This is a genomic window from Burkholderia ubonensis (genome assembly GCF_902833085.1).
Classification (GTDB): Bacteria; Pseudomonadota; Gammaproteobacteria; order Burkholderiales; family Burkholderiaceae; genus Burkholderia; species Burkholderia ubonensis.
In genome coordinates this window covers 496838-520989 of record NZ_CADFEB010000005.1, presented here as the reverse complement: position 1 = coordinate 520989, position 24152 = coordinate 496838, and the positions used below count along the sequence as shown (strand labels likewise).

Below are 24152 nucleotides of genomic sequence, written 5' to 3'. Positions count from 1 at the left end.
GGAAGGGCAGCGCGCCCGCGCTGCGTCAGTACGATTGCCGGTCGAGGCGGACTTCCTGCAGGATCGTCGTCGCGATCTCCTCGATCGACTTGTGCGTCGACGACAGCCACTTGATGCCTTCGCGGCGCATCATCGCCTCGGCTTCGTTGATCTCGTAGCGGCAATTCTCGGGCGCCGCGTACTTGCTGCCCGGCCGGCGCTCGTTGCGGATCTCGGACAGGCGCTGCGGATCGATCGACAGCCCGAACAGCTTGTCGCGGTGCGCGCTGAGCGCGGACGGCAGCTTGCCGCGCTCGAAGTCTTCCGGAATCAGCGGATAGTTCGCGGCCTTCACGCCGTACTGCATCGCGAGGTACAGGCTCGTCGGCGTCTTGCCGCTGCGCGACACGCCGACGAGGATCACGTCGGCCTCCGACAGGTTGCGATTCGACTGGCCGTCGTCGTGCGCGAGCGAGAAGTTGATCGCCTCGATCCGCGTCTTGTATTCCTCGGTGTCCGCATTCTGGTGGCCGCGGCCCATCGCATGGCTCGACTTCAGCTGCAGCTCCTGCTCGAGCGGCTCGACGAAGCGCTGGAACATGTCGAGCACGAGCGCGTTCGAGCGCTTGACGATGTCGTTCGACTCGCTGTCGACGAGCGTCGTGAACACGATCGAGCGGCGGCCGTCGTGCACGGCGGCCTCGTTGATCTTCTCGACGGTCGCGTACGCCTTGTCGAGCGAGTCGACGAACGGCACGCGCACGAGGCGGAATTTCTGGTCGAACTGGGAGAGGATCGAATGCGCGAAGGTCTCGGCAGTGATCCCGGTGCCGTCGGAGACGATGAAAACGGTAGGCAGCATGAATCTGGACGTCGAACGTGAAGGGCGGGCGGCGCGCACGGCTGGAGGTCACTCTCCAGGCGCAATGACAAGGTCGCGCCACATCCGGCAGCCGGCACGGTAGAATAGCGGCAACCTGTTGGATAAGCAATTGCGGGGGCCGTGCGCGATGCGCGCAGCGCGCTTGCCGCGAGCGATTGAAAATTCCCGGCAAGTTCGGCGATATGGCTGCAAATTTCGCCCTTCTGCCGGGATTTTTGCAAATCGGGTCGGAAGATTTTCGAGCCCGGCGATTGTTTATCTAACAGGTTGCACAAGACGCGCCGCGCCTTTTTGCAAGCGCCCGCGTTCAAGCCCACTTGCGCGATCGAGCATTTTTTTCACACTTAGGGGCTTGTATGACTAACGCAGCAAACGTCGCAAAGGACCAGGCGTATGTAATTCCGTTCGAGCAGTTGCGGATGACCGATGTGGAGATCGTCGGCGGCAAGAATGCGTCGCTCGGCGAGATGATCAGCCAGCTTGCGTCGGCAGGCGTGCGCGTACCCACCGGTTTTGCCACGACCGCGCTCGCATTCCGCGACTTCCTCAAGCACAACGACCTTACCGACCGCATCGCGAAACGTCTCGAGTCGCTCGACATCGACGACGTGAAGGCGCTCGCCGAAGCCGGTGCGGAAATCCGCAAGTGGATCGTCGATGCGCCGATGCAGCCGCGCCTCGAGCAGGACATCCGCGCGCAGTTCGAAGTCCTGCAGAACGGCTCGCCGGGCGAGCTGTCGTTCGCCGTGCGCTCGTCCGCGACCGCGGAAGACCTGCCCGACGCATCGTTCGCGGGCCAGCAGGAGTCGTACCTGAACGTCGTCGGCATCGACGACGTGCTCGATCGCATGAAGCACGTGTTCGCGTCGCTGTATAACGACCGCGCGATCTCGTACCGCGTGCACAAGGGCTTCACGCACGCCGAAGTGGCGCTGTCGGCCGGCGTGCAGCGCATGGTCCGCTCGGACGTCGGCGCGGCCGGCGTGATGTTCACGATCGACACCGAGTCGGGCTTCAAGGACGCCGTGTTCATCACGTCGAGCTACGGCCTGGGCGAAACCGTCGTGCAGGGCGCGGTGAACCCGGACGAGTTCTACGTGTTCAAGACCACGCTCGCACAGGACAAGTACCCGATCATCCGCCGCTCGATCGGCTCGAAGCTGATCAAGATGGAGTTCACGCAGCCGGGCGAGCCGGGCCGCGTGAAGACGGTCGACGTGCCGCACGAGCAGCGCAACCGCTACTCGATCACCGACGAGGACGTGATCGAGCTGGCGAAGTACGCGGTGATCATCGAGAAGCACTACGAGCGTCCGATGGACATCGAGTGGGGCAAGGACGGCCGCGACGGCAAGATCTTCATCCTGCAGGCGCGCCCGGAAACGGTGAAGAGCCAGGCGAGCGGCAAGGCCGAGCAGCGCTTCAAGCTGAAGGGCCAGTCGCAGGTGCTGGCGACGGGGCGCGCGATCGGCCAGAAGATCGGCGCAGGCCCCGTGCGCGTGATCCAGGACCCGTCGGAAATGGAGCGCGTGCAGCCGGGCGACGTGCTGGTCGCCGACATGACCGACCCGAACTGGGAGCCGGTGATGAAGCGCGCGGCCGCGATCGTCACGAACCGCGGCGGCCGGACCTGCCACGCGGCGATCATCGCGCGTGAGCTCGGCGTGCCGGCGGTCGTCGGCTGCGGCGACGCGACCGACGTGCTGAAGGACGGCGCGCTCGTCACGGTGTCGTGCGCGGAAGGCGACGAAGGCAAGATCTACGACGGGCTGCTCGAGACGGAAGTCACCGAAGTGCAGCGCGGCGAACTGCCGGAAATCCCGGTGAAGATCATGATGAACGTCGGCAACCCGCAGCTCGCGTTCGACTTCTCGCAGCTGCCGAACGCCGGCGTCGGCCTCGCGCGTCTCGAGTTCATCATCAACAACAACATCGGCGTGCACCCGAAGGCGATCCTCGAGTACCCGAACATCGATCAGGACCTGAAGAAGGCGGTCGAGAGCGTCGCGCGCGGTCATGCGTCGCCGCGTGCGTTCTACGTCGACAAGCTGACGGAAGGCATCGCGACGATCGCCGCGGCGTTCTACCCGAAGCCCGTGATCGTGCGGATGTCCGACTTCAAGTCGAACGAGTACAAGAAGCTGATCGGCGGTTCGCGTTACGAGCCGGACGAGGAAAACCCGATGCTGGGCTTCCGCGGCGCGTCGCGCTACATCGCCGACGACTTCGCGCAGGCGTTCGAGATGGAGTGCCTCGCGCTCAAGCGCGTGCGTGACGAGATGGGCCTGTCGAACGTCGAGATCATGGTGCCGTTCGTGCGGACCGTGAAGCAGGCGGAGCGCGTCGTGAACCTGCTCGCGAAGTACGGCCTGAAGCGCGGCGAGAACGACCTGCGCCTCATCATGATGTGCGAAGTGCCGACCAACGCGATCCTCGCCGAAGAGTTCCTGCAACACTTCGACGGCTTCTCGATCGGTTCGAACGACCTCACGCAGCTCACGCTCGGCCTCGATCGCGATTCGGGCATGGAGCTGCTCGCGGTCGACTTCGACGAGCGCGACCCGGCGGTCAAGTTCCTGCTGAAGCGTGCGATCGACACCTGCCGCAAGATGGGCAAGTACGTCGGCATCTGCGGCCAGGGCCCGTCCGATCACCCGGACTTCGCGCAATGGCTGACCGACGAAGGCATCGTGTCGATCTCGCTGAACCCGGACACGATCATCGACACGTGGCAGGCGCTCGCCAACCGCAAGTAAGATCGGTCACGGTCCTCCGGCAGGCGGGCGGCGCGTTCGCCTGCCGGATGAAGGCAAAACGCAAGCTTCATGTTATAAACACCCCGGTAGCACCGGGGTGTTTTTGTTTGCAGGAGACCACATGATGTCGGGGCATTTGTTCTGGTGGATCGGGGTGGGCGTGCTGGTCGTCGGCGAACTGCTGACGGGCACGTTCAATCTGCTGATGATCGCGCTCGGGTTTCTCGTGGGCGGCCTGCTGCAGGTGGCCGGCTTCGCGCCGCACGTGCAGTTCGGGGCGGCCGCGCTGGTCGCGCTCGGCGCGATGATCGTGCTGCGCCGTTCGGGGCTCGGGCGCAGGCAGAAGCGCGACGCGTCGGCCAACCCGGACATCAATCTCGACATCGGCGCGACCCTCACGGTCGACGCGTGGCGCGACCGCCGCGCGCGCGTCCTGTACCGGGGCGCCGAATGGGACGTCGAGCTGGCCGAAGGCGAGCGCGACGACGCGCGCCTTTACAAGGTGCACGCCGTGCGCGGCAACTGTCTCGTAGTCGTGGCGAAACCCGCGGGCTGATCGTCCGCTGACAACAAGGAGGGAACGCTTCATGGATTCGCTGATCATCTGGGTCGTCCTGCTCGTCATTGCCGTCGTGATCGTGTCGAAGACGGTGAAGATCGTGCCGCAGCAGCACGCGTGGGTGCTCGAACGCTTCGGGCGCTATCACGCGACGCTGTCGCCGGGCCTGAACATCGTGCTGCCGTTCGTCGACCGCATCGCGTACCGGCACGTGCTGAAGGAAATTCCGCTCGACGTGCCGAGCCAGGTCTGCATCACGCGCGACAACACGCAGCTGCAGGTCGACGGCGTGCTGTACTTCCAGGTGACCGATCCGATGAAGGCGTCGTACGGGGCGAGCAACTTCGTGATCGCGATCACGCAGCTCGCGCAGACGACGCTGCGTTCGGTGGTCGGCAAGCTCGAGCTCGACAAGACCTTCGAGGAGCGCGACTTCATCAACCACAACATCGTCTCGGCGCTCGACCAGGCCGCGGCGAACTGGGGCGTGAAGGTGCTGCGCTACGAGATCAAGGATCTCACGCCGCCGAAGGAGATCCTGCACGCGATGCAGGCGCAGATCACCGCGGAGCGCGAGAAGCGCGCGCTGATCGCTGCGTCGGAAGGCCGCAAGCAGGAGCAGATCAACCTCGCGTCGGGTGCACGCGAAGCCGCGATCCAGAAGTCCGAGGGCGAGCGGCAGGCGGCGATCAACCAGGCGCAGGGCGAGGCGGCGGCGATTCTCGCGGTCGCCGAGGCGAACGCGCAGGCGATCCAGAAGATCGCGAACGCGATCCAGTCGCAGGGCGGGATGGATGCGGTGAACCTGAAGGTCGCCGAGCAGTACGTCGGTGCGTTCTCGAATCTCGCGAAGCAGGGCAATACGCTGATCGTGCCGTCGAACCTGTCGGATCTCGGCACCGCGATCGCGTCGGCGCTGTCGATCGTCAGGCATGCGGGGCCGGCGGGAGCCGGCACGCCGGCCGGCAAGGCCTGAGCGGTGTCGCCGCGGCGGTCTTGCCGCGGCCGCATCGTGCGTCGGGCATGCGGCGGATTGCCGCACGGCGAAGTGCGTGTCCGGCCGCCCGCCGGCTCGTCACGCTTCCCCACAGGACAAAGGCCCGCTTCGAGCGGGCCTTTTCATGCGAAGTAGTGACGCGTCAGGTGCCGGCGCGCATGATGCGTGCCTTCTCGCGCTCCCAGTCGCGCTTCTTCTCGGTTTCGCGCTTGTCGTGCAGCTTCTTGCCTTTCGCGAGGCCGATGTCGCACTTCACGCGGCCGCCCTTGTAGTGGAAGTTCAGCGGCACGAGCGTGTAGCCGCGCTGCTCGACCTTGCCGATCAGTTTCTTGATTTCCTCGGCATGCAGCAGCAGCTTGCGGGTGCGCAGCGGATCGGGCTTGATGTGCGTCGAGGCTTCGGGCAGCGGGCTGATGTGCGTGCCGATCAGGAAGATCTCGGCGTTCTTCACGATCACGTAGCCTTCCTTGATCTGGCCGCGCCCGGCGCGCAGCGCCTTGACTTCCCAGCCCTCGAGCACGAGCCCCGCCTCGTAGCGTTCCTCGATGTGGTAATCGAAGCGCGCTTTCCTGTTGTCGATGATGCTCATGAAAGGATCGGGCCAACTCGTTTAAAATCACGATTTTAGCAAAGCGGGGCGAGAATCGCCCGGCTTGCGTTCTCACCTTTGCGATGCCGCGCGATTTATGGCAGATGTCCAGAAAACCGTATTGATCCGTCATTCGGCGGAACAGATGTTCGACCTCGTCACCGACGTTGCCGATTACCCCAATTTCCTGCCCTGGTGCGGCGGCATCGAGATCCGCCGCCAGGACGAGAGCGGGATGGAGGCGCGCATCGACATCAACTTCAAGGGCATCAAGCAGCATTTCGCGACCCGCAACACGCAGCAGCGCCCGACGCGCATCGACATGGAGTTCGCGGACGGCCCGTTCAAGAAATTCACCGGCTCGTGGCGCTTCACGGCACTGCGCGCCGATGCGTGCAAGATCGAATTCTCGCTGCATTACGAGTTCTCGAACATCCTGCTCGAGAAGATCATCGGGCCGGTGTTCAGCCATATCGCGAACACGTTCGTCGATTCGTTCGTCAAGCGCGCCGACCAGCGCTACGGGAAGGGGTGACGCGATGCTGTCGATCGAAGTCTGCTATGCGCTGCCGGAGCGCCAGACGCTGATTCCGGTCACGTTGCCGGACGGCGCGACCGTGCGCGCGGCGATCGACGCGAGCGGCGTGCTCGCGCTGCATCCGGAGATCGATCTCGAACACGCGAAAACCGGCGTGTTCGGCAAGCTCGTGCCGCTCGACGCGCCGCTCGCCGACCACGACCGCGTCGAGATCTACCGGCCGCTGATCGTCGACCCGAAGGTCGCACGCCAGCGCCGCGTCGAGAAATCGCGCCGCGAGGGCTCCGTCGAGGGCCGCAAGTGGCAACACAAGGATTCGCGCTGATTCGCGCGATCCGGCGCTGATTCATCCCATTCGTCCAATTCGTCCGATGAAACCCCGCCGCGCTCAGTGCGCGGTGAGGTTCGCATTCATCGGATCGTCCTTCGTGTGGGTGTCGCCGTGCCGGCGCACCGAGCCGTAGACGCCCGCGAGCAGCAGCACGAGCGCCGCGATCTCGAGCACGCGCGGCAGCCGGTGATCGTAGACGAATGCGTACAGCAGCGCGAACACGGTCTCGAACACGATCAGCTGGCCCGACAGCGTCAGCGGCAGGCGCTTCGACGCGGCGTTCCACAGCCCGTTGCCGAGCCACGACGCGCCGATCGCGAGACCGAGGTTCAGCAGCCAGAACAACTGCCAGCGCGATGCGGGCAGCGCCGCCTGTAGCGTGCCGGCGGGCGCCGCGAGGATGCCGAGCCAGCACAGCGCGCCGATCAGGCCCGTCACGACGCCCCACAGCACCGACCACTCGTTGCCGCTGAAATGATGATGCCGCTGCAGGTAGCGGGCATTCGCGACCGCATACCAGGTCCAGCTCGCGAGCGCGCCGGCCGCGCACGCGATGCCGGCGAGTTTCTGCGCGAGCGTCGTCGCGTGCGCGGCTTCGGACGTGAACAGGTCGACGTTGATGCACGCGATGCCGGCGACGACGAGCGCGAGCGGGCCGGCCAGCCGCCTGAGCGGCACCGCGCCGTGGTCGCCGAGGCCGGCGAGCGTGACGGTCACGGGCAGCACGCCGACGATCAGCGAGCTGGGCGCGATGCCGATCAGGTGCACCGCGCCGGACAGCAGCATGTAGTAGGCGACGTTGCCGACGAGCGCGAGCTTCGCGAGCGCGATGAAATCCTCGCGGGTCAGGCGCGCGAGCAGCGAGCGCGCGACCGGCAGCGCGGCCGCGAGCGATACGAGGCCGTACATCGCGTAGCGGCCGGCGCTCAGCAGCAGCGGCGAGAAGTCGGTCAACAGCCGCGGAACCATGAACACCATGCCCCACAGGGCGCCCGCCAACACTCCGTACACCACACCGCGCTGCATCGACTTCTCCGACTGAATCACTGACGAGCGCGCATCTTAACGGTGTCGGCGGCAAGGCGTCTTGTTCATTCCTGCACTCGGCGGGAAGCGGCGCGGCGTTGGCGAACGCCGCGCGTGTCGTCGGCAGGGGAGACTTTGCCTATTGATCCGTCGAATCGGCCGGCGCCGTCGCGCCGCGTGCGGGGCGCCGCACGGCCCGAATCTTCCCGCTGTTGCCGCCGCCGCAGAAGAAGCGGTCGCCGCCGTCGGATTCGAGCCCCGACACGCCGGCGCCCGGCGGCATGTCGAGCCGTTCGAGCACCTGCCCCGATTGCGGATCGACCCGCCGCAGCTCGCTTGCGTCGCCTTCCCAGGTGCCGTGCCACAGCTCGCCGTCGACCCAGGTCACGCCGGTGACGAAGCGGTTCGATTCGATCGTGCGCAGCACCGCGCCGGTCTGCGGATCGATCTGATGAATCTTCCGCTCGCGATACTGACCGACCCACAACGTCCCTTCGGCCCACGCGAGCCCCGAATCGCCGCCGCCGCCGGGCGCGGGGATCGTCGCGAGCACGCGGCCGGTTTGCGGATCGATTTTCTCGATGCGGTCCTCGACGATCTGGAACAGGTGCCGGCCGTCGAAGGCCGTGCCCGCATGCGCGGCGACGTCGAGCGCGCGCAGCGTCTCGCCGCTGTCCGGATCGAGCGCGTTCAGCCGGTCGCCGGACGCGAACCAGACCTGCCGGCCGTCGAACGTGACGCCGTGTACGCCGTCGACGCCCGGAAAGGGGCCGTATTCACGGATGATGTCTGCCGCGGATCGTTTCATGTCGCCGTCCTCGTCCTCGTCGTTCTGTCACGCCATCCTAGTCGCCCGGCAGCGGCGCGGGGAGTAACAAGGTCGTCGCGAATCCCGGCATGGGCGGCGTCGTCCAGCGGCGCGCCCGCCCGCGGCCGAACGTCTGTACCTTGCCTGCCTGCGCGAGCGCGTCGAGCGCGCGCTGCACGGTGCGCTGGCTCGCGCCGAGCGCGAGGGCCAGCGCGGCGCTCGACCACGCTTCGCCGTCGGCGAGGAGGGCGAGCACTGCCGCATGCTTGTCGTCGACCGGGCGCGCGAGCACGACGACCTCGCGCGCGCCGTGCGGCTCGAGCGCGAAGCCGCGCGCGGTCGCGGTTACATTTGCGAGCGGCCGGAGCATCGCGCGCAGCCGGCCGATCTCGACGCGCAGGCGCGCGCGATGCGATTCGTCCGCGTGCCGTGCACGAAACGCGCGGGCGACGAGCGCGTCTCTCGGCACGTCCGCCGGCCACGCCTCGCCGAGCGCACGCGCCAGCGCGAACAGCACCGGCCGCCGCGCGAGCGGGATCGCCGTGCATGCGTCGCGCACGACATGGCGGCACGCATCCACGACGACGGCGTCCGACGCCAGCAGCGCTTCCATTTCGTCGAGCAGCAGGAGCTGCACACCGCCGGGCGCGATCCGGCGGGCGGCCGGCGCGTCGAGGATGCCGCGCGCGCAGTCGATCTCGGCCATCAGCGCGGCAATTCCGGCGTCTTGTGCGGCCTGGCGTGCGCGGGCGAGCGCCGCGCGCGCGGCGCCGGGCCGCACGCGCCGCATCGCGATGCCAGCGGCGACGAGCTCGTGCACGGCGCGCGACGCCGCCGGCAGCGGCGCCGGATCGAGGCCGCCGAGCGCGCGCTCGGCGTCGTCGAGGCGCCCGATCAGCAGCAGCCGGCGCACCTCGAGATGGCGTGCGTGCGCCGCATTGACGTGATCGCCGTGCGCTTCGAGCGTGGTGCGGGCGGCGTCGAGCGCACGCGGCGGCCAGCCGAGCTCGCGTGACGCGAGCGCGATCTCGGCTTGTGCGACGACGCAGCGCGCGCGGGCCACGGCCTCCTTCGGGCCGAACGCGCGCGCCGCGCTGCGCATGAGCGCCTTCGCGCGCTCGAAGTCGCCGAGCTGCGCCATCGCGATGCCGCGCAGCGCGAGCGCGGGGGCGTCGTCGCGCAGCGCGACCCGGTTCAGCGCGCCGAGCGGGTCACCCGCGGCGAGCGCGCGGGCTGCGGCCGTAATCAGCGAATCCATCCGAATCCCGACACACTCGTCACTCCCGCCGTTCGTCGCCCGGCACTAATCTAGCACCACGCCCCCGCACGGCGCGGGTCGTCGGGGCACGGCCGTCGGGCCGGCGCGTCGCAGATCGCACGCGCGGCCGGGCTGGCGTGGGGGCGCGCGCGAACGGACGCGCCGGCGCCCAAAACGAAACCGGATCGAAAACGACTCGAACGGGGATGCGAACGATTCGGGCCCCCAACCGCTGGAAAACGGCTAAGCCTTTGTTCGTGTTGTGAAATTCAGCCGCACTTCGCGTATAATTCGATTTTGCGCCCATAGGATTTGCCATGCGTCTGATCCAAAAAGCACTCACTTTCGATGACGTGCTCCTCGTCCCGGCCTTCTCCGACGTTCTGCCGCGCGACACCAGCCTCAAAACCCAGCTGACCCGCAACATCTCCCTGAACATGCCGCTCGTGTCCGCCGCGATGGACACGGTCACCGAAGGTCGCCTCGCGATCGCGATGGCGCAGCAAGGCGGCGTCGGCATCGTCCACAAGAACCTCACGCCCGCCGAGCAGGCCCGCGAAGTCGCGAAGGTCAAGCGCTTCGAGTCCGGCGTCGTCCGCGACCCGATCACGGTGCCGCCGCAGATGAAGGTGCGCGACGTGATCGCGCTGTCGCGCCAGCATGGCATTTCGGGCTTCCCGGTCGTCGAGGGCCCGCAACTCGTCGGCATCGTCACGAACCGCGATCTGCGCTTCGAAACCCGCCTCGACGAGCCGATCAAGTCGATCATGACGCCGCGCGAGCGCCTCGTGACGGTCAAGGAAGGCACGCCGCTCGCCGAAGCGAAGGCGCTGATGCACAGCCACCGCCTCGAGCGCGTGCTGGTCGTCAACGATGCGTTCGAGCTGCGCGGCCTGATGACCGTCAAGGACATCACCAAGCAGACCGAGCACCCGGACGCGTGCAAGGACGAGCACGGCAAGCTGCGCGCAGGCGCGGCGGTCGGCGTCGGTCCGGACAACGAAGAACGCGTCGAGCTGCTGGTGCAGGCGGGCGTCGACGTGATCGTCGTCGATACCGCGCACGGTCACAGCAAGGGCGTGCTGGAGCGCGTGCGCTGGGTCAAGCAGAACTTCCCGCACGTCGAGGTGATCGGCGGCAACATCGCGACGGCCGCTGCCGCGAAGGCGCTGGTCGAGTACGGCGCGGACGCGGTGAAGGTCGGCATCGGCCCCGGCTCGATCTGCACGACGCGGATCGTCGCGGGCGTCGGCGTGCCGCAGATCAGCGCGATCGCGAACGTGTCGGACGCGCTGCGCGGCACCGGCGTGCCGTGCATCGCCGACGGCGGCATCCGCTTCTCGGGCGACGTGTCGAAGGCGCTCGCCGCCGGCGCGAACGCGGTGATGATGGGCAGCATGTTCGCCGGCACCGAAGAGGCGCCGGGCGACGTGTTCCTGTACCAGGGCCGCCAGTACAAGTCGTACCGCGGCATGGGCTCCGTCGGCGCGATGAAGGACGGCGCGGCGGACCGCTACTTCCAGGACAACTCCGCGAACATCGACAAGCTCGTGCCGGAAGGCATCGAAGGCCGCGTCGCGTACAAGGGTTCGGTCAACGCAATCATCTTCCAGCTGATCGGCGGCGTGCGCGCGAGCATGGGCTACTGCGGCTGCAAGACGATCGCCGAGCTGCACGAGAAGGCCGAATTCGTCCAGATCACCGCGGCGGGCATGCGCGAGTCGCACGTGCACGACGTGCAGATCACGAAGGAAGCGCCGAACTACCACGTGGACTAAGCGCCGATGAAACCGTTGCTGCGAGCCGTGCTGGTCGTCGATGCCGTGCTGCTGGCGGCGTTCGGCCTGCTGTTCGTGCTGACGCCGTGGCATGCGCTGTTCAACGCGCTGCAGCTGGCGAACGTCGAGCCGGCGATGCTCGGCCAGGCGTTCGGCATCGCGCTGCTTGGCCTCGCGTGGCTCGCCGCGCACGCGGCGGTCAACGGCGACCTGACGGCGCCGGTCGCGCGCGCGGTCGGCCACGTGAACTGGCTGACCGGCATGCTGACGATCGTGTGGGCGATCGGCTCGCACGGTCCGGCGCTGGCGGCGGCCGGCCAGCTGCTGTCCGCGGCGGTCGGCGTCGTGCTGTTCGTGCTCGGCCTCGGCGGCGTGCGACTGGCTTCGGCCGTGCGGCGGCGCGAGCGGGCGCAGGCGCTCGAAGGCCGTGCCGCGCAGCGGCCGGCCGAGCCGGCGGCGGTGTCGCCGCAGCGGGCCGAGCCGGTCGTCGCCCGTCCGGCGGCCACGTCCGCCGCAGCGTCGTCCACCGCACCGTCCGGCGCGCCTGCCGCGTCCGGCAAGGCGTCAAGCGACGTCGCGCTGGACGAGCGCCCGCCGATGCAGGAATGACCGGCCGTGCGTCGCGCGCCCGTTTCGCCCGACGCCGCCGTCCATGCTATTGACGCAGCGCGCGATGCGCTGCTTTTCTTATCCGTTTGTTCTTCATCCCGTCCGCAGCCATGCACGACAAAATCCTGATTCTCGACTTCGGTTCGCAAGTCACCCAACTGATCGCGCGGCGCGTGCGCGAATCGCACGTCTATTGCGAGATTCATCCGAACGACGTGTCCGACGACTTCGTCCGCGAGTTCGCGCCGAAGGCCGTGATCCTGTCGGGCAGCCATGCGAGCACGTACGAAGACCATCAGCTGCGCGCGCCGCAGGCCGTGTGGGATCTCGGCGTGCCGGTGCTCGGCATCTGCTACGGCATGCAGACGATGGCCGTGCAGCTCGGCGGCAAGGTCGAGTGGAGCGACCATCGCGAATTCGGCTATGCGGAAATGCGCGCGCACGGCCATACGCGCCTGCTCGACGGCATCGAGGATTTCACGACGGCCGAAGGCCACGGCATGCTGAAGGTCTGGATGAGCCACGGCGACAAGGTCGCCGAGCTGCCGCCGGGCTTCAAGCTGATGGCGTCGACGCCGAGCTGCCCGATCGCCGGCATGGCCGACGAGGCGCGCGGCTACTATGCGGTGCAGTTCCACCCGGAAGTCACGCACACCGTGAAGGGCCGCCAGATGCTCGAGCGCTTCGTGCTCGACATCGCCGGCGCGAAGCCGGACTGGATCATGCGCGATCACATCGAGGAAGCCGTTGCGCGCATCCGTGAGCAGGTCGGCGACGAGGAGGTGATCCTCGGCCTGTCGGGCGGCGTCGATTCGAGCGTTGCGGCCGCGCTGATCCATCGCGCGATCGGCGACCAGCTGACCTGCGTGTTCGTCGACCACGGCCTGCTGCGCCTGAACGAAGGCCAGATGGTGCTCGACATGTTCGAGGGCCGCCTGCATGCGAAGGTCGTGCACGTCGACGCATCGGAGCAGTTCCTCGGCCATCTGGCCGGCGTGACCGATCCGGAAGCCAAGCGCAAGATCATCGGCCGCGAGTTCGTCGAGGTGTTCCAGGCCGAGGCGAAGAAGCTGTCGAAGGCGAAGTGGCTCGCGCAGGGCACGATCTATCCGGACGTGGTCGAATCGGGCGGCACGAAGACGAAGAAGGCGACGACGATCAAGAGTCACCACAACGTCGGCGGCCTGCCGGAGACGCTCGGCCTGAAGCTGCTCGAGCCGCTGCGCGACCTGTTCAAGGACGAGGTGCGCGAGCTGGGCGTCGCGCTCGGCCTGCCGCCGGAAATGGTGTACCGCCATCCGTTCCCGGGCCCGGGCCTCGGCGTGCGGATTCTCGGCGAGGTGAAGCGCGAGTACGCGGACCTGCTGCGCCGCGCGGACGCGATCTTCATCGAGGAGCTGCGCAATACGACCGCGACCGCGCAGGATGCGGCGGCGGGCCTGTGCGGCGAAGCCGACGTCGGCAAGAGCTGGTACGACCTCACGAGCCAGGCGTTCGCGGTGTTCCTGCCGGTGAAGTCGGTCGGCGTGATGGGCGACGGCCGCACGTATGACTACGTGACGTCGCTGCGCGCGGTGCAGACGACCGATTTCATGACCGCGCACTGGGCGCACCTGCCGTACGCGCTGCTCGGCCGCGCGTCGAACCGGATCATCAACGAGGTGCGCGGGATCAACCGCGTCGTGTACGACATCTCCGGGAAGCCGCCGGCGACGATCGAGTGGGAGTGAGTTGTACGCAACCGGCTGAACATGCGGGGCGCCCTTGGGGCGCCCCTTTTTTTCGTGATCGGGAGCGGGCGGGAGACATGCACGGGGCAATTGTGCATGCCGGCCATAGTGTTTTCCCGAACTGTCAAACTTGACAGACTTGTCTCGTCAGCGCTGCGTGCAATAATGAAATGACAATATTCATGGGCGGCCAAACACCGTCCATCGCATCGATTCAAATCACGCCTGCGCAATGACACGCCCGACAGCGTGCTTGTGCGATCCCCGCTTCCCCGCTTTCCCGCAATACCGGCCTTTTCCTGCAGTTCCGCGCGACTCTTTTCTTGATGACGTGGGCAATAAGGAGCGGCAATGCAATCTCTCAGACTTTGGCGCCATCTTGCGCCTATCGGTCAACAACCCGCCGAGCTGACGCCGCGCGGGCTGACTGCCAAAGGCGGTGTAGCGGCACCGCCGCTCATAAGCGAGTTTTCGCCGCGCGATTACGTGACCTACCTGCTGTCCATCGATGCGGAAATCGAGCATTGCCTGATGGTGCAGTATTTATATGCCGCCTATTCGCTGGGCGGCCCGCAGGTGCCGCCTCAATTTCACGATGCCGTGCGCATTTGGCAAGAAGCCATCCTCGGCATCGCAAAGGAGGAGATGGGCCATTTGATCACGGTGCAGAACGTACTGCGTCTGATCGGTTCGCCATTGCATTTCGAGCGTGACGATTATCCGTGGGATACGCCGTTCTATCCGTTTCCTTTCACGCTCGAACCGCTGACGCTCGATTCCCTCGCGAAATACGTCTACGCAGAAGCACCCGTCGGCTGGAAAGGCGGTGCATTGGGCGAAGAAATCCGTGCGCGCGTCGCGGCACAGGTTTCCAATCCGCACCAGGTCGCGGAATTGTTCGACGCGCTGATTCCGCGCGTCAACGATCCGGACTACCTGCCCGACGAGGTCTTTCAGGCCGACACCTATCGCTGCCAGGCGGATTTCGCGGAGTGGGGACGCGGGTACCAGGGCGGCCAGCGCGGCAGCAGCGGCCACGCGTCGCTCAAAAGCACGCCGGACGTGCTGGTGAAGCCCGCCACGTCACGCGACGACGCCGTCGACGCACTGCAGGCGATTGCCCAGCAAGGCGAGGCCACGCATGGCACGCAGCCCTCGCATTTCGTGCGGTTCCTGCGGATCTACATTGAAATGCGCAGGGTCCTGGGAGGGGAGCTGTGCGGCGTCGATGTCTGGGGCGACGCACGTCCGGACGATTTCCTCGAAGCGGCATGGCAGGCGGCCTATCCGGCAGCACTCGCCGCGTTGAGCGAGCGCGTCGCGGCCACGACGGGCGCGCACGCTGCCTGGCAGCCTTCGCGCCCGGTCGCGGTCAACCCCTACGTGTTGCTCGATCCTCAGCTCGAGCCCGAGCAGGACGGCGCGCCGGTGACGCCCATCACCGAGCCGGTGACGGCCTTGTGGGCGTCGCTATCCAACCTGCGCTATCGCATGTTGCTGCAGTACCTGATCCACAGCTTCACGCTCTACGGCGGGCTCAATGCGGCAGGCACGGTGACGCCGCGCGGCGCGATCGTCAATGCCGCGTTCGGCGAAATGTACAACCTGCGCGCCCTCGCCGAGATCCTGATGCAATCGCGCGTGTCGAATAAGCCGGATGCGCCGCTCGCCGGGCCGCCGTTCCAGGTGCCGTATACGCTCGACAGCCCGTTGGGCGAGGCGAACCGGTGGCGCGGCCACCTCGATCTGCTGGCGGCATCGGACAACCTGACGGCGGCCTTGCTGGACCGCACCGATGCCGCACACCGTCCGTATCTGCTCAGCCTGCGCGAAGCCGACAAGGGCATGGTCGCCATCGCCAGGCGCATCTTGTCCGGCGACGTCGATCCGGCGTTACTCTAGGAGCCAAACATGCCGATACTGGAACTCCGGATTCTGCCGCCTATTGCGGTCGGCAGGCTGGGCGCCGCGGCGACGCCGCTCGAAGCGTTCGACCTCGCCGTCGATCCCGACAAGCCGCTCGACTTTCGCCGCATCGTGCCGTGTACGACATTGGAGGTAGACCAGGAAAGCGGTGAAATCGCGCGGGCCTACGTGCCCGACAAGATCCGCTTCAAGGACGAGGACGGGAAGGTGCGCCCGGTGGCGCCTTTCCTCGAGGTCTATGCGCGCACGAGCGAAGCGCCGGACCAGTTGCAGCCTCTCACGCTCCAGCTGCTGGCCGCCGAACAGCTGGACACCGGCGCCTTGCATTGGGACGTCCAGCTGGGGAACATCAAGATTTACCGGCGCACGAACAATCCGAACGACAAGATCCATGCGCGCCTGACCGGCCTCAAGGACCACCGGCGGCACGCGATGGAAGGCCATTGCGAGAATTTTCGCGCCGGGCGGCACCTGCCGCTGGGTCACGTCCAGTTCATCAAGCCGACGCAGCGACATCCCGAGATCCGCCTGCGCTACACGCCCGCGGCCGGCATCGTATACGGGACGCGCATGAAGCGTCGCCTGTCGGACGAGCACGTGGCGCTGCAGGACGATCCCATCATCGATCGCGACGAGCTGGTGCTTTACGACGAGAAGCGCGGCGACTGGCTCGGCTATACGGAGAGCACGGGCCCCACGCTGACCAATCCCGCCCAGATCTACGCCGGCTACGCCGGCAAGGACGGCAATCAGGTCAGCTGGGGCTACCTCGACGACGAATGCGACGGCCACGTTCAAGTCGTGCTGACCCGGCAGGACGGCTCCACGCTGCGTGCTCACGGCTATATCGGTGCGGGGCCGCCCGCCTATGCACCCGATACGCTGCCGGTGCGCGTGGTGTCCGACGAGATGGAGCAGATTCTCCACGGCACGGATGTCGAGCAGGAGAGCGTATCGATCGACGAAGCCACGGAGATCGTCCTGCGCGCGCTGGAAACCATCCGCCTGATGAACACGGCCGTCATGAACGGCAATCCGGTCAATGGCCGGCTCGACATCGCGAGCACCATGGTGCGTCAGAACGCTGCCGACTTCGAGCGCTATTACGAGCCCATCGCCGCGGAATCGATCGTCGACAATCTCGCACTGCGCGCGCTGCACGAGCGCGTGTTCAGCGCCTTGTCGGCGGGCGGCGCGCCGTGGTTCGCCAAGGTTCTGCGCCAGCCCGAGGAGATCGGCGACCTGTCCGCCGAAGGGCTGCGCAAGATGCCGGCCTTGATGCGCGGCGCCGATGGTCGCAGCCTGACGCTCACGCGCCGCCATATCAACCTGGTGATCAAGGCGGCTCGCGACGCGATGTTCGGACAACCGAGTTCGAAGGGAGACCAGCATGTCGGCTAACGATCCCAATCATCCGCAGGACCCGAAGCCGTCCGGGGACACAGCCATCCGGGCGGCCAACCTGACCGCGCAGATTCATCATCGCGGCGTCGGCAACCCGGCGTCGGTACTGCCGCGCAGTGCGATCTCGAATTGCTTTCCCGGTCTGGAATTCGATTTCCGCAACCTCTGGCGGCGCGCGTTCGAAGGCATCACGCTGGTCGAGAACAACAACTACGTGATCGACGCGGAGAAGGGCTACGAGCACCTCAAGACGCGCCGCCTGCTCCGCTTTGCCGGGCTGGAGGTCGGCACGATGGTCGCGACGACAGGCCCGGTGCGGCCGAACGCGGATTCGGTCCCGCTTGCCAGCGCGCCCAACCCCAACGCGGTGTCGTTCATGGAATGGTCCAACTCCATCGCCCGCATCGTGCATTTGCAGGGGCAGGCGGTCGAATGCGAATTCACGGCCTACCAGAACGCCACGGACGAAGTGCTGGCCGACGCCCAAAAGGAGACCTTGAAGGAGACGCTCGTCCTCAGGCGCTTTTTCGACGGCGATACGGCCAGCTTCAACCTGCAGATGCTCGAGCCGGGCGAGCTGACGCAAGGCCTCTGCGCGCCGTGGCAGAACGACTACCGAGAATGCGCGTGCTACTACTGGGCCGCCTCGCGCCCCGACTTCGTCAACGTCGAGCCGGGCGACGACGGGCTGGCTCGCGGCGACATGTGGCTGTCCAAGCGCCGCACGGGCACCTATGTACCGGATAATCGCGTCGACTCGCGGCTGTGGTCCTACGACGATCTGTTCAAGTCGTGGCAGGAGGATCTCCGGTTCGTGATACGCGGCAAGGATGCCGATGAAACGTGATCCGCAGGCCGAGCCTGCCGCCACGGATCGCCCGGCGGGCGCGCCGCTTGCCGCCGTGGCGACGGCGATGGCCGCACGCATCGTCGAGCAGTCGCGCCCGCGGCATCCCGAGATCCATCTGGTCGAGGATGCGCAGGGCGCGCAACTGCTGCTCGTCAACGGAAGCCGGCTGTTCCATGTGCCGCCCCGTCTGCGTGACGAATTGCTCGCGGGGCTGCCGGGCGGGGAGGCGGGGTCCGTCGCCTCGCTGGTGGCGCGCTACGGGCTGGGGCTGATGCCCGTGATCGACGACGCCCCTTTGGCCGACGTGCCGATGCATGCGCTGTCGCTCGCGGTCGCGCAGAAATGCAACCTCGGCTGCACCTATTGCTATGCCCAGCAGGGGGAATTCGGCGGCAAGGCGAAGAACATGCCGCTGGAAACCGCGCTCGCGGCCGTCGACCTGCTGATCGACGGGGCTGGCGACGGCGGCAAGATCAATCTGGCATTCATGGGCGGAGAGCCGCTCGCCAATCGAGCCGTGCTGCGCGCGGCAACCGTCCATGCGCGCGAGCGCGCCGGCTTGCGCGGCATACGCTGCAATTTTTCGGTCACGACCAACGGCAGTCTCCTGCAGGAAGACGACGCCGAATTCTTCGAGGAGCACGGTTTCGCGGTCACGGTCAGCCTCGACGGACCGGCGCCCGTGCATGACCGATTGCGTCCGTTCAAAGGGGGCAGGGGATCCTTCGATCACATCGTCGAGCGTTTGGCGCCGCTCCTCGCGCGTCAGCGGCACATGCAGGTTTCCGCGCGCGTGACCGTCACACCGTTCAATCTCGACTTGCCGGACACGCTCGATACGTTCATCGACATGGGGTTTCACAGTGTCGGGTTTTCGCCGCTGCTGCGCGCCGCGAACGGCCGCGCGGAAATGGGACCCGCCGACATGGCGGATATGCTGCAAGGGATGATCGCTTGCGGGCTTGCGTTCGAGCAAAAGGTGATGCGCGGCGAGCGCTACCCGTTCCTGAACATGCAGAACGCCTTGCATGAAATTCAGCGCGGCACGCACCGGCCCTATCCGTGCGGCGCAGGCGCGGGATATTTCGGCGTATCCGCCGACGGCGAGCTGGCGGCCTGCCACCGATTCGTGGGAGACGAGGCGGGCGCCATGGGGCATCTCGCCACCGGCGTCGATCGCGTACGCCAGACGACCTGGCTGGCCGAGCGTCACGTACACCGGCAACAGCCTTGTCACACCTGTTGGGCGCGCTATCTGTGCGGTGGCGGATGCCACCATGAAGTCCTTGCGCGTGGACGCAGCGCGTGTGACTACATCCGCGGATGGCTGCATTACGTGATCGGCGCGCACGGCCGGCTGGCGCGCCATGCGCCCGACTGGTTCGCCGGTCCGCGCGAGACGCCGGCCGGCTCCGCGGGCGGCGCGTGAATCGCGCCTTCGACATGGTGGTGGTCGGTGCGGGGCCCGCGGGCCTGTGCGCGGCGCTGCGCCTGAACCAGCTCGGGCATCGCGTACTGCTCGTCGAGCGGAGCCGCTGGTGGCCCCGTCCGCAGATCGGGGAGGCGCTGACGCCCGGCGTGCGGAACATCATCGACTTCCTCGATGCGCACGACGCGCTGGAGACCGTGCCCATCCTCGCCGGCAAGCCTACGCGCTTGCGCTGGACGAGCGAGGCGATCGAGACGGTGGCGCACGACGGCGCGGTCGTCGATCGCGCCGCGTTCGATGCGGCACTCGTGCGCCTGGCCCAGGCGCGGGGCGTGGCGGTGCTGCGGCCGGCGAGCCTGGTTCGCGTCGACGGCAGGCCGGGGAGCTGGCGGGCGCAAATCGCGACGTCCGAAGGCTTGCTGCAGGTCGACGCGACGGCCGTGCTCGATGCGCAGGGCCGGCAAAGCCGGCGCGAACCGCAACGCCTGCGCGCGCCGCGCTTGTCGACGCTGTGGGCCGAGATCCCGGCCTCGGCGCGGGGGCCGGGCGCCGATCGGGCCACTCGCGTGGATGCGCTCCCCGACGGATGGATGTGGGGCGCGGCCCTGCCGAGCGGCCGCTACCGCATCATGTTCACCTTCGATCCGTCCATGCGCGACGATGCGCCGGCGCGCGAGCCGGAAACGCTGTTGCGGCGGGCTTGCGCGCGCAGCGCGCTGTTCGGGGAGATGGCCGACCTGCCGTGGTGCAGTGCGCCGCACATGTGCGCATCGACGCCCTACGTCGACGCGCTTGCCTGGCAAGAGGGGCGGATCAAGCTCGGGGACGCCGCATTCGCGCTCGATCCGATTTCGTCGTCGGGCGTCGAAAAGGCGATGCGATTCTCGCTCCAGGCCGCCATCGCGCTCAACACCTGGTGCCGGGCGAGCAATACCATGGAGCAAGCGCTGGCGCGGCGCTTTTACGAGTCACGTCTGGTGGAAAGCGCCGCGCGTCATTTCGCATGGAGCGCCGGCTACTATCGCCAGGCATGGTGTGGCGAATCGCCTTTCTGGCGCGGGCGCTCGACGCCAGCGTTGACGTCGGGCCCGGCGCCCGATGCGCTTGCGCGGCGCTCGCCCGACGATGCGCTCGCTACGCGCGTTGCCGACTTGACACTGGCGCTGCAAGCCGAATGGGCGCAGATCGCAGTCGTTCGCCCGCCGTCCGGTGATCCCGCTCCCCGATTGCCCATGCACGATCCGATCCGCTTTGCTCGGGATGCCGAAATTGTCGTGGTGCCATGCGCGACGGGCGATCGGGTCATCGCGCATCCCGCCTTGCAGCACCCGAATCTCGATCGCCCCGTCGCGTTCTGGGACGGCGTCGCGCTCGTTCCGCTGCTCGGCGCGTTGACGCGGGCGGCGTTTCCGCTCGAGCTGATCGGGTCGCTCGGGGGATCGATGGAACCCGCCAGCGCACGACGCCTTCTGGAATGGCTGTGGAGCAAGCGAATCGTCGAACCCGCAGCGTTCGGCGCGAATGCCTGTCCGACCTCATAGGATCGTGGCGCGTCACCGCTCGCCCGCGAACGTATCGCCAAACATCGGATAGCCGCCGGCGGATTCGCCGCGCGTCGCCTCGTCCTGCAACACGTCCCAATGCTCGACGAGCTTGCCGTCCTCGATCCGCAGGATGTCCACGCCGATCAGCGCGGCCGGGCTTGCCGAGCTGGTGTAGCGGCTGTGCACCCAGACGAAGTCGTCCTTGGCGATCACCCTGTCGTATTCGAAGCGCAGGTCGCCAAGCGTGCGGACCAGGCCGAACAGCCCGTCGCGTCCGGCGGGAACATGCCGGCTGTGCTGGACATAGGAATCGGACCAGAACTGCGCGGCCTTCGCGTAGTCCTTGCGATTGAACAGCGTGTCGAGTGCGTCGAGGACGAGCGCCGTGTTCTTCTCTTCAAGCGTTGCAGTCATGATGTGAACTCCGGTGATGTCAGCCGCCGTGCCGCGCGTGCGACCGTCATGCGACAGGAATCGGGTTGTCGACGATGAACTGGTTGAATTGCTCGACGAACGCATGCTCATTCGGCCCGGCGTTATCGCGCAGCGGCCGGGCCGCGTCGACGACGACTTCGGTCGTGGCGGTTTCCAGCAGCTTCATCGTTTCGGCGACGAACGCGTCGAGCGGCATCGCGCGCGGGTCGCCGCTCTTGTGAACGAGATCCGTGTCGACCCACGGCGGCGCGATCTCGAGGACGCGCACGCTCGTGTTGCGCAGCATGAAGCGCTGCGACAGCGTGTACGAGTGAATCGCGGCCTTGGTGGCCGAGTACAGCGCGGTCGCCGCGAGCGGCACATAGGCGAGCACCGAGCTGTTGTTGATGAGGGTCGCGTCGGGCTGCCGCTTCAGATGCTCGACGAACGCGGCGCTCACGCGCACGGGGCCGAGCAGGTTCGTGTCGACGAGACGGCGCGCCTGGGCGTCGTCGAGCGGGCCGCTGGCGTCGTCGAACGGCATGATGCCCGCGTTGTTGATCACGACGTTCAAGCCCGGATAGCGTTCGATCAACTGCGCGGCGACCTCGCGAATCCGCGCGGCGTCGCCGATGTCGAGCTCGACGGTGTCGATGCCGGGATTCAGCTTCGCGATCTCGTCGAGCAACGCCTTGCGCCGGCCCGCAACGATGACCTGGTTGCCGCGCCGGCTGAAGGCTTCCGCCAGCGCGCGACCGATGCCCGACGTGCCGCCGGTGATGAAGATGGTGTTTCCGCTGAGTTTCATGATCAGAATTCCTTATCGAATGGGATCGACGACAGGTTCGAAATGTCGGACTTATCGCGCCGTCGCGTAACGCGGTGCGGGCGTGTCGGTCGACAGATGCGGGGCCATCGTGCGCCGCGCGGCTTCATAGGCGGCCCACTCGTCGCCGGCATGCAGCGACGGGATCGTCACGAGTTCGCGACGCTCGAAGCCCGTCAACGCGGCGTCGACCATGTCGGAGGCCGACATGACGATGGCCTTGGGCAGGTGCTCGAGCGGGAGGCCGCCGGTCTCCCAGAAATCGGTGGCGGTCGCGCCGGGCAGCACCGCTTGCACCTGCACGCCCTTGTCGGCGAGCTCGTGCTGGAGCGACTGGCTGAACGCGAGCACGAACGCCTTGCTGCCGCCGTAGACGCCGTTGAGCGTTTCCGGCGAGATCGCGACGATCGACGAGATGTTGATGACGGCGCCCTTGCCGCGCGCGACGAAGCCCGGGACGGCCGCATACGTGAGGCGGGTGAGGGCGGTGACGTTCAGGTCGATCAGCCGCGTCATCGCGTCGACATCGCTGTCGAGGAGCGGCGTATGCGTGCCCACGCCCGCGTTGTTGACCAGCAGCGTGATGCTGGCGTCCTGCTTCAGCTTCGCTTCGACGCCGGCGAGCTCGGCGCGGTCGTTGAGGTCCGCGGCGATGATCTCCACGCTGCGGCGCGTGTCGTTCGTGATGCGCTCGGCGAGGGCCGCCAGCCGGTCGCGGTTGCGCGCGACCAGGATCAGGTCGTAGCCGCGGCGTGCCAGCCGGTCGGCGTAGATTGCGCCGATGCCCGTCGACGCGCCGGTCACGACAGCCGTACCTTGATGTGCTTGAGCCATGATGTCACTCCGTTTCGAAGGGGAGGGGAAATGCGTGAGTGCATTCTGGCTTCGATCCGGTGCGACGGAAATGACGTATATGGGTATGATTCAGGACATGGCGTGGCAGCGTTGACCGACACTGGAGAACGGAGATGCACCGGATCGGCTTTCTGATCAGCGACGGTTTTCAGATCATGGCGCTCGCGCCGCAATCGGTGTTCGAGTACGCGAACATAGTGGCGGGCGAGGCGTTCTACGCGCTCGAGAACTTCTCGGCAGACGGCGGCGAGGTGCGCTCGTCGCTCGGCGTGGCGGTGGGCACGCGGTCGTTGCGCGGGAAGATCGACGTGGACACGTGGATCGTCGCCGGGGTCAACGATCCGCTCGAATCGCCGGCCCCGGAAAAGCTGCTCGCGTATCTGCGCCGCGCGGGCCGTCGCGCGAGGCGCATCGCCGGGATCTGCACCGGCGCATTCGTGCTCGCGGAAGCGGGCCTGCTGGCGCAGCGGCGCGCGACCACGCATTGGGCGTTCGGGCGCGACATGCAGAAGCGCTTTCCCGACATCCGCGTCGAGGACGACCGGATCTATATCGTCGACGGGCCGGTCTGGACGTCCGCCGGCATGACGGCCGGCCTCGACCTCGCGCTCGCGATGGTGGAAAAGGATCTGGGGCCGGAGGCGGCCCGTTCGGTCGCGCACAAGCTGGTCATGCATCAGCGGCGGGCAGGCGGCCAGTCTCAGCATTCCGAAATGCTGGAGCTCGCGCCGAAATCGGACCGCATCCAGAATGCGCTGAACTATGCGCGCCGGAATCTGGGCCGCTCGCTGACGGTGGAGGAACTCGCCGAGACGGTTCACCTGAGTCCGCGCCAGTTCAGCCGTGTGTTCACGCTCGAAACCGGACAGTCTCCGGCCAAGGCCATCGAAAGGCTGCGGCTGGAGGCCGCGCGGCTGATGATCGAACAGAGCCGGCATCCGCTCGACGTCATCGCGCGGGAGACCGGCTTTCGCGATCGCCGCCACATGCGCGAAGCCTTCGTGCGCGGATTCGGCCTGCCGCCGCAGGCCGTCCGCCGCGATTCGCGCGTGAACGACTGAAT

Annotated in this window: 22 protein-coding genes; 14 read left to right on the top strand and 8 right to left on the bottom strand. The window is 67.1% G+C overall.

The window, feature by feature from the left end; translation table 11 throughout:
* Window positions 1–25: 25 nt before the first annotated feature.
* The gene (ppsR, locus tag HWX31_RS16835; protein WP_059609147.1) at window positions 26–841 is read right to left on the bottom strand and encodes a posphoenolpyruvate synthetase regulatory kinase/phosphorylase PpsR; all 816 of its coding nucleotides are present in this window, start codon (window positions 839–841) and stop codon (window positions 26–28) included.
* A 377-nt stretch (window positions 842–1218) separates the two neighbouring features.
* Between ppsR and ppsA the strand changes: the two genes are divergently transcribed.
* From ppsA to HWX31_RS16820, 3 genes are all read left to right on the top strand, one after another.
* The gene (ppsA, locus tag HWX31_RS16830; protein WP_174961993.1) at window positions 1219–3618 is read left to right on the top strand and encodes a phosphoenolpyruvate synthase; all 2400 of its coding nucleotides are present in this window, start codon (window positions 1219–1221) and stop codon (window positions 3616–3618) included.
* 121 nt (window positions 3619–3739) lie between these two features.
* Window positions 3740–4174, top strand: coding sequence for an NfeD family protein (locus tag HWX31_RS16825; protein WP_174961995.1), 435 nt, complete (start codon window positions 3740–3742; stop codon window positions 4172–4174).
* Window positions 4175–4205: 31 nt separating this feature from the next.
* Window positions 4206–5153: an SPFH domain-containing protein gene (locus HWX31_RS16820; RefSeq protein ID WP_174961997.1), complete on the top strand. Its 948-nt coding sequence runs from the start codon at window positions 4206–4208 to the stop codon at window positions 5151–5153.
* A 163-nt stretch (window positions 5154–5316) separates the two neighbouring features.
* Here the strand turns inward: HWX31_RS16820 and smpB are convergent, their stop codons facing one another.
* Window positions 5317–5763, bottom strand: a complete 447-nt coding sequence (gene smpB / locus HWX31_RS16815; protein WP_174961999.1) for an SsrA-binding protein SmpB — start codon at window positions 5761–5763, stop codon at window positions 5317–5319.
* A 97-nt stretch (window positions 5764–5860) separates the two neighbouring features.
* Here smpB and HWX31_RS16810 point away from each other — a divergent pair, with 97 nt between their 5' ends.
* Both HWX31_RS16810 and HWX31_RS16805 read left to right on the top strand, forming a co-directional pair.
* Window positions 5861–6298 carry a type II toxin-antitoxin system RatA family toxin gene (locus tag HWX31_RS16810; protein WP_059750030.1) on the top strand — a complete coding sequence of 146 codons (438 nt, stop codon included), beginning with the start codon at window positions 5861–5863 and terminating at the stop codon, window positions 6296–6298.
* Between the two features lie 4 nt (window positions 6299–6302).
* The gene (locus HWX31_RS16805) at window positions 6303–6626 is read left to right on the top strand and encodes an RnfH family protein (RefSeq protein ID WP_010092084.1); all 324 of its coding nucleotides are present in this window, start codon (window positions 6303–6305) and stop codon (window positions 6624–6626) included.
* Window positions 6627–6689: 63 nt separating this feature from the next.
* Here the strand turns inward: HWX31_RS16805 and HWX31_RS16800 are convergent, their stop codons facing one another.
* From HWX31_RS16800 to HWX31_RS16790, 3 genes are all read right to left on the bottom strand, one after another.
* Window positions 6690–7658: a DMT family transporter gene (locus tag HWX31_RS16800; protein ID WP_174962002.1), complete on the bottom strand. Its 969-nt coding sequence runs from the start codon at window positions 7656–7658 to the stop codon at window positions 6690–6692.
* A gap of 139 nt (window positions 7659–7797) precedes the next feature.
* Entirely contained in the window at window positions 7798–8466 is a 669-nt protein-coding gene (locus tag HWX31_RS16795; RefSeq protein ID WP_174962004.1) for a Vgb family protein, read from the bottom strand.
* Between the two features lie 37 nt (window positions 8467–8503).
* A complete protein-coding gene (locus HWX31_RS16790; RefSeq protein WP_174962006.1) occupies window positions 8504–9724 on the bottom strand; it encodes a helix-turn-helix domain-containing protein in 1221 nt (406 codons plus the stop codon).
* Window positions 9725–10041: 317 nt separating this feature from the next.
* Here HWX31_RS16790 and guaB point away from each other — a divergent pair, with 317 nt between their 5' ends.
* The 8 genes from guaB (at window position 10042) to qhpG (ending at window position 20991) form a co-directional block, all read left to right on the top strand.
* Window positions 10042–11502: an IMP dehydrogenase gene (guaB, locus tag HWX31_RS16785; RefSeq protein WP_174962008.1), complete on the top strand. Its 1461-nt coding sequence runs from the start codon at window positions 10042–10044 to the stop codon at window positions 11500–11502.
* Window positions 11503–11508: 6 nt separating this feature from the next.
* On the top strand, window positions 11509–12111 hold the full coding sequence (locus HWX31_RS16780; RefSeq protein WP_174962010.1) for a hypothetical protein: 603 nt from the start codon (window positions 11509–11511) through the stop codon (window positions 12109–12111).
* 110 nt (window positions 12112–12221) lie between these two features.
* On the top strand, window positions 12222–13841 hold the full coding sequence (gene guaA, locus HWX31_RS16775; RefSeq protein WP_174962012.1) for a glutamine-hydrolyzing GMP synthase: 1620 nt from the start codon (window positions 12222–12224) through the stop codon (window positions 13839–13841).
* A gap of 351 nt (window positions 13842–14192) precedes the next feature.
* The gene (locus HWX31_RS16770; protein WP_174962014.1) at window positions 14193–15743 is read left to right on the top strand and encodes a ferritin-like domain-containing protein; all 1551 of its coding nucleotides are present in this window, start codon (window positions 14193–14195) and stop codon (window positions 15741–15743) included.
* Between the two features lie 9 nt (window positions 15744–15752).
* The gene (locus HWX31_RS16765; protein ID WP_174962016.1) at window positions 15753–17168 is read left to right on the top strand and encodes a hypothetical protein; all 1416 of its coding nucleotides are present in this window, start codon (window positions 15753–15755) and stop codon (window positions 17166–17168) included.
* Window positions 17158–18018, top strand: a complete 861-nt coding sequence (locus HWX31_RS16760) for a LodA/GoxA family CTQ-dependent oxidase (protein ID WP_174962018.1) — start codon at window positions 17158–17160, stop codon at window positions 18016–18018. The genes HWX31_RS16765 and HWX31_RS16760 overlap by 11 nt, the downstream gene beginning before the upstream one ends.
* A 67-nt stretch (window positions 18019–18085) precedes the next feature.
* Window positions 18086–19450: a radical SAM/SPASM domain-containing protein gene (locus tag HWX31_RS16755; RefSeq protein ID WP_244143760.1), complete on the top strand. Its 1365-nt coding sequence runs from the start codon at window positions 18086–18088 to the stop codon at window positions 19448–19450.
* Complete coding sequence (gene qhpG / locus HWX31_RS16750; protein ID WP_174962022.1) at window positions 19447–20991, top strand: flavin-dependent monooxygenase QhpG; 1545 nt, start codon at window positions 19447–19449, stop codon at window positions 20989–20991. Before HWX31_RS16755 ends, qhpG begins: the two co-directional genes overlap by 4 nt.
* A gap of 12 nt (window positions 20992–21003) precedes the next feature.
* Here the strand turns inward: qhpG and HWX31_RS16745 are convergent, their stop codons facing one another.
* Genes HWX31_RS16745 through HWX31_RS16735 form a run of 3 tightly spaced genes read right to left on the bottom strand, consistent with a single transcriptional unit; the run spans window position 21004 to window position 23068 of the window.
* Window positions 21004–21408: a nuclear transport factor 2 family protein gene (locus tag HWX31_RS16745; RefSeq protein ID WP_060378188.1), complete on the bottom strand. Its 405-nt coding sequence runs from the start codon at window positions 21406–21408 to the stop codon at window positions 21004–21006.
* A 46-nt stretch (window positions 21409–21454) separates the two neighbouring features.
* Window positions 21455–22216: an SDR family oxidoreductase gene (locus tag HWX31_RS16740; RefSeq protein ID WP_174962024.1), complete on the bottom strand. Its 762-nt coding sequence runs from the start codon at window positions 22214–22216 to the stop codon at window positions 21455–21457.
* A 51-nt stretch (window positions 22217–22267) separates the two neighbouring features.
* Entirely contained in the window at window positions 22268–23068 is an 801-nt protein-coding gene (locus HWX31_RS16735) for an SDR family NAD(P)-dependent oxidoreductase (protein WP_174962026.1), read from the bottom strand.
* 134 nt (window positions 23069–23202) lie between these two features.
* On the opposite strand from HWX31_RS16735, the gene HWX31_RS16730 reads away from it, so the two are divergent.
* Window positions 23203–24150 (top strand): GlxA family transcriptional regulator, encoded by a 948-nt coding sequence (locus tag HWX31_RS16730; RefSeq protein WP_174962028.1) that lies wholly within the window; start codon window positions 23203–23205, stop codon window positions 24148–24150.
* Window positions 24151–24152 lie beyond the last annotated feature (2 nt).

Bases quoted from the DNA above. Each gene is read 5' to 3' on its own strand.
- ppsR (WP_059609147.1), bottom strand. From the start codon at position 841: ATGCTGCCTACCGTTTTCATCGTCTCCGACGGCACCGGGATCACTGCC.
- ppsA (WP_174961993.1), top strand. From the start codon at position 1,219: ATGACTAACGCAGCAAACGTCGCAAAGGACCAGGCGTATGTAATTCCG.
- HWX31_RS16825 (WP_174961995.1), top strand. From the start codon at position 3,740: ATGATGTCGGGGCATTTGTTCTGGTGGATCGGGGTGGGCGTGCTGGTC.
- HWX31_RS16820 (WP_174961997.1), top strand. From the start codon at position 4,206: ATGGATTCGCTGATCATCTGGGTCGTCCTGCTCGTCATTGCCGTCGTG.
- smpB (WP_174961999.1), bottom strand. From the start codon at position 5,763: ATGAGCATCATCGACAACAGGAAAGCGCGCTTCGATTACCACATCGAG.
- HWX31_RS16810 (WP_059750030.1), top strand. From the start codon at position 5,861: ATGGCAGATGTCCAGAAAACCGTATTGATCCGTCATTCGGCGGAACAG.
- HWX31_RS16805 (WP_010092084.1), top strand. From the start codon at position 6,303: ATGCTGTCGATCGAAGTCTGCTATGCGCTGCCGGAGCGCCAGACGCTG.
- HWX31_RS16800 (WP_174962002.1), bottom strand. From the start codon at position 7,658: ATGCAGCGCGGTGTGGTGTACGGAGTGTTGGCGGGCGCCCTGTGGGGC.
- HWX31_RS16795 (WP_174962004.1), bottom strand. From the start codon at position 8,466: ATGAAACGATCCGCGGCAGACATCATCCGTGAATACGGCCCCTTTCCG.
- HWX31_RS16790 (WP_174962006.1), bottom strand. From the start codon at position 9,724: ATGGATTCGCTGATTACGGCCGCAGCCCGCGCGCTCGCCGCGGGTGAC.
- guaB (WP_174962008.1), top strand. From the start codon at position 10,042: ATGCGTCTGATCCAAAAAGCACTCACTTTCGATGACGTGCTCCTCGTC.
- HWX31_RS16780 (WP_174962010.1), top strand. From the start codon at position 11,509: ATGAAACCGTTGCTGCGAGCCGTGCTGGTCGTCGATGCCGTGCTGCTG.
- guaA (WP_174962012.1), top strand. From the start codon at position 12,222: ATGCACGACAAAATCCTGATTCTCGACTTCGGTTCGCAAGTCACCCAA.
- HWX31_RS16770 (WP_174962014.1), top strand. From the start codon at position 14,193: ATGCAATCTCTCAGACTTTGGCGCCATCTTGCGCCTATCGGTCAACAA.
- HWX31_RS16765 (WP_174962016.1), top strand. From the start codon at position 15,753: ATGCCGATACTGGAACTCCGGATTCTGCCGCCTATTGCGGTCGGCAGG.
- HWX31_RS16760 (WP_174962018.1), top strand. From the start codon at position 17,158: ATGTCGGCTAACGATCCCAATCATCCGCAGGACCCGAAGCCGTCCGGG.
- HWX31_RS16755 (WP_244143760.1), top strand. From the start codon at position 18,086: ATGGCCGCACGCATCGTCGAGCAGTCGCGCCCGCGGCATCCCGAGATC.
- HWX31_RS16745 (WP_060378188.1), bottom strand. From the start codon at position 21,408: ATGACTGCAACGCTTGAAGAGAAGAACACGGCGCTCGTCCTCGACGCA.
- HWX31_RS16740 (WP_174962024.1), bottom strand. From the start codon at position 22,216: ATGAAACTCAGCGGAAACACCATCTTCATCACCGGCGGCACGTCGGGC.
- HWX31_RS16735 (WP_174962026.1), bottom strand. From the start codon at position 23,068: ATGGCTCAAGCACATCAAGGTACGGCTGTCGTGACCGGCGCGTCGACG.
- HWX31_RS16730 (WP_174962028.1), top strand. From the start codon at position 23,203: ATGCACCGGATCGGCTTTCTGATCAGCGACGGTTTTCAGATCATGGCG.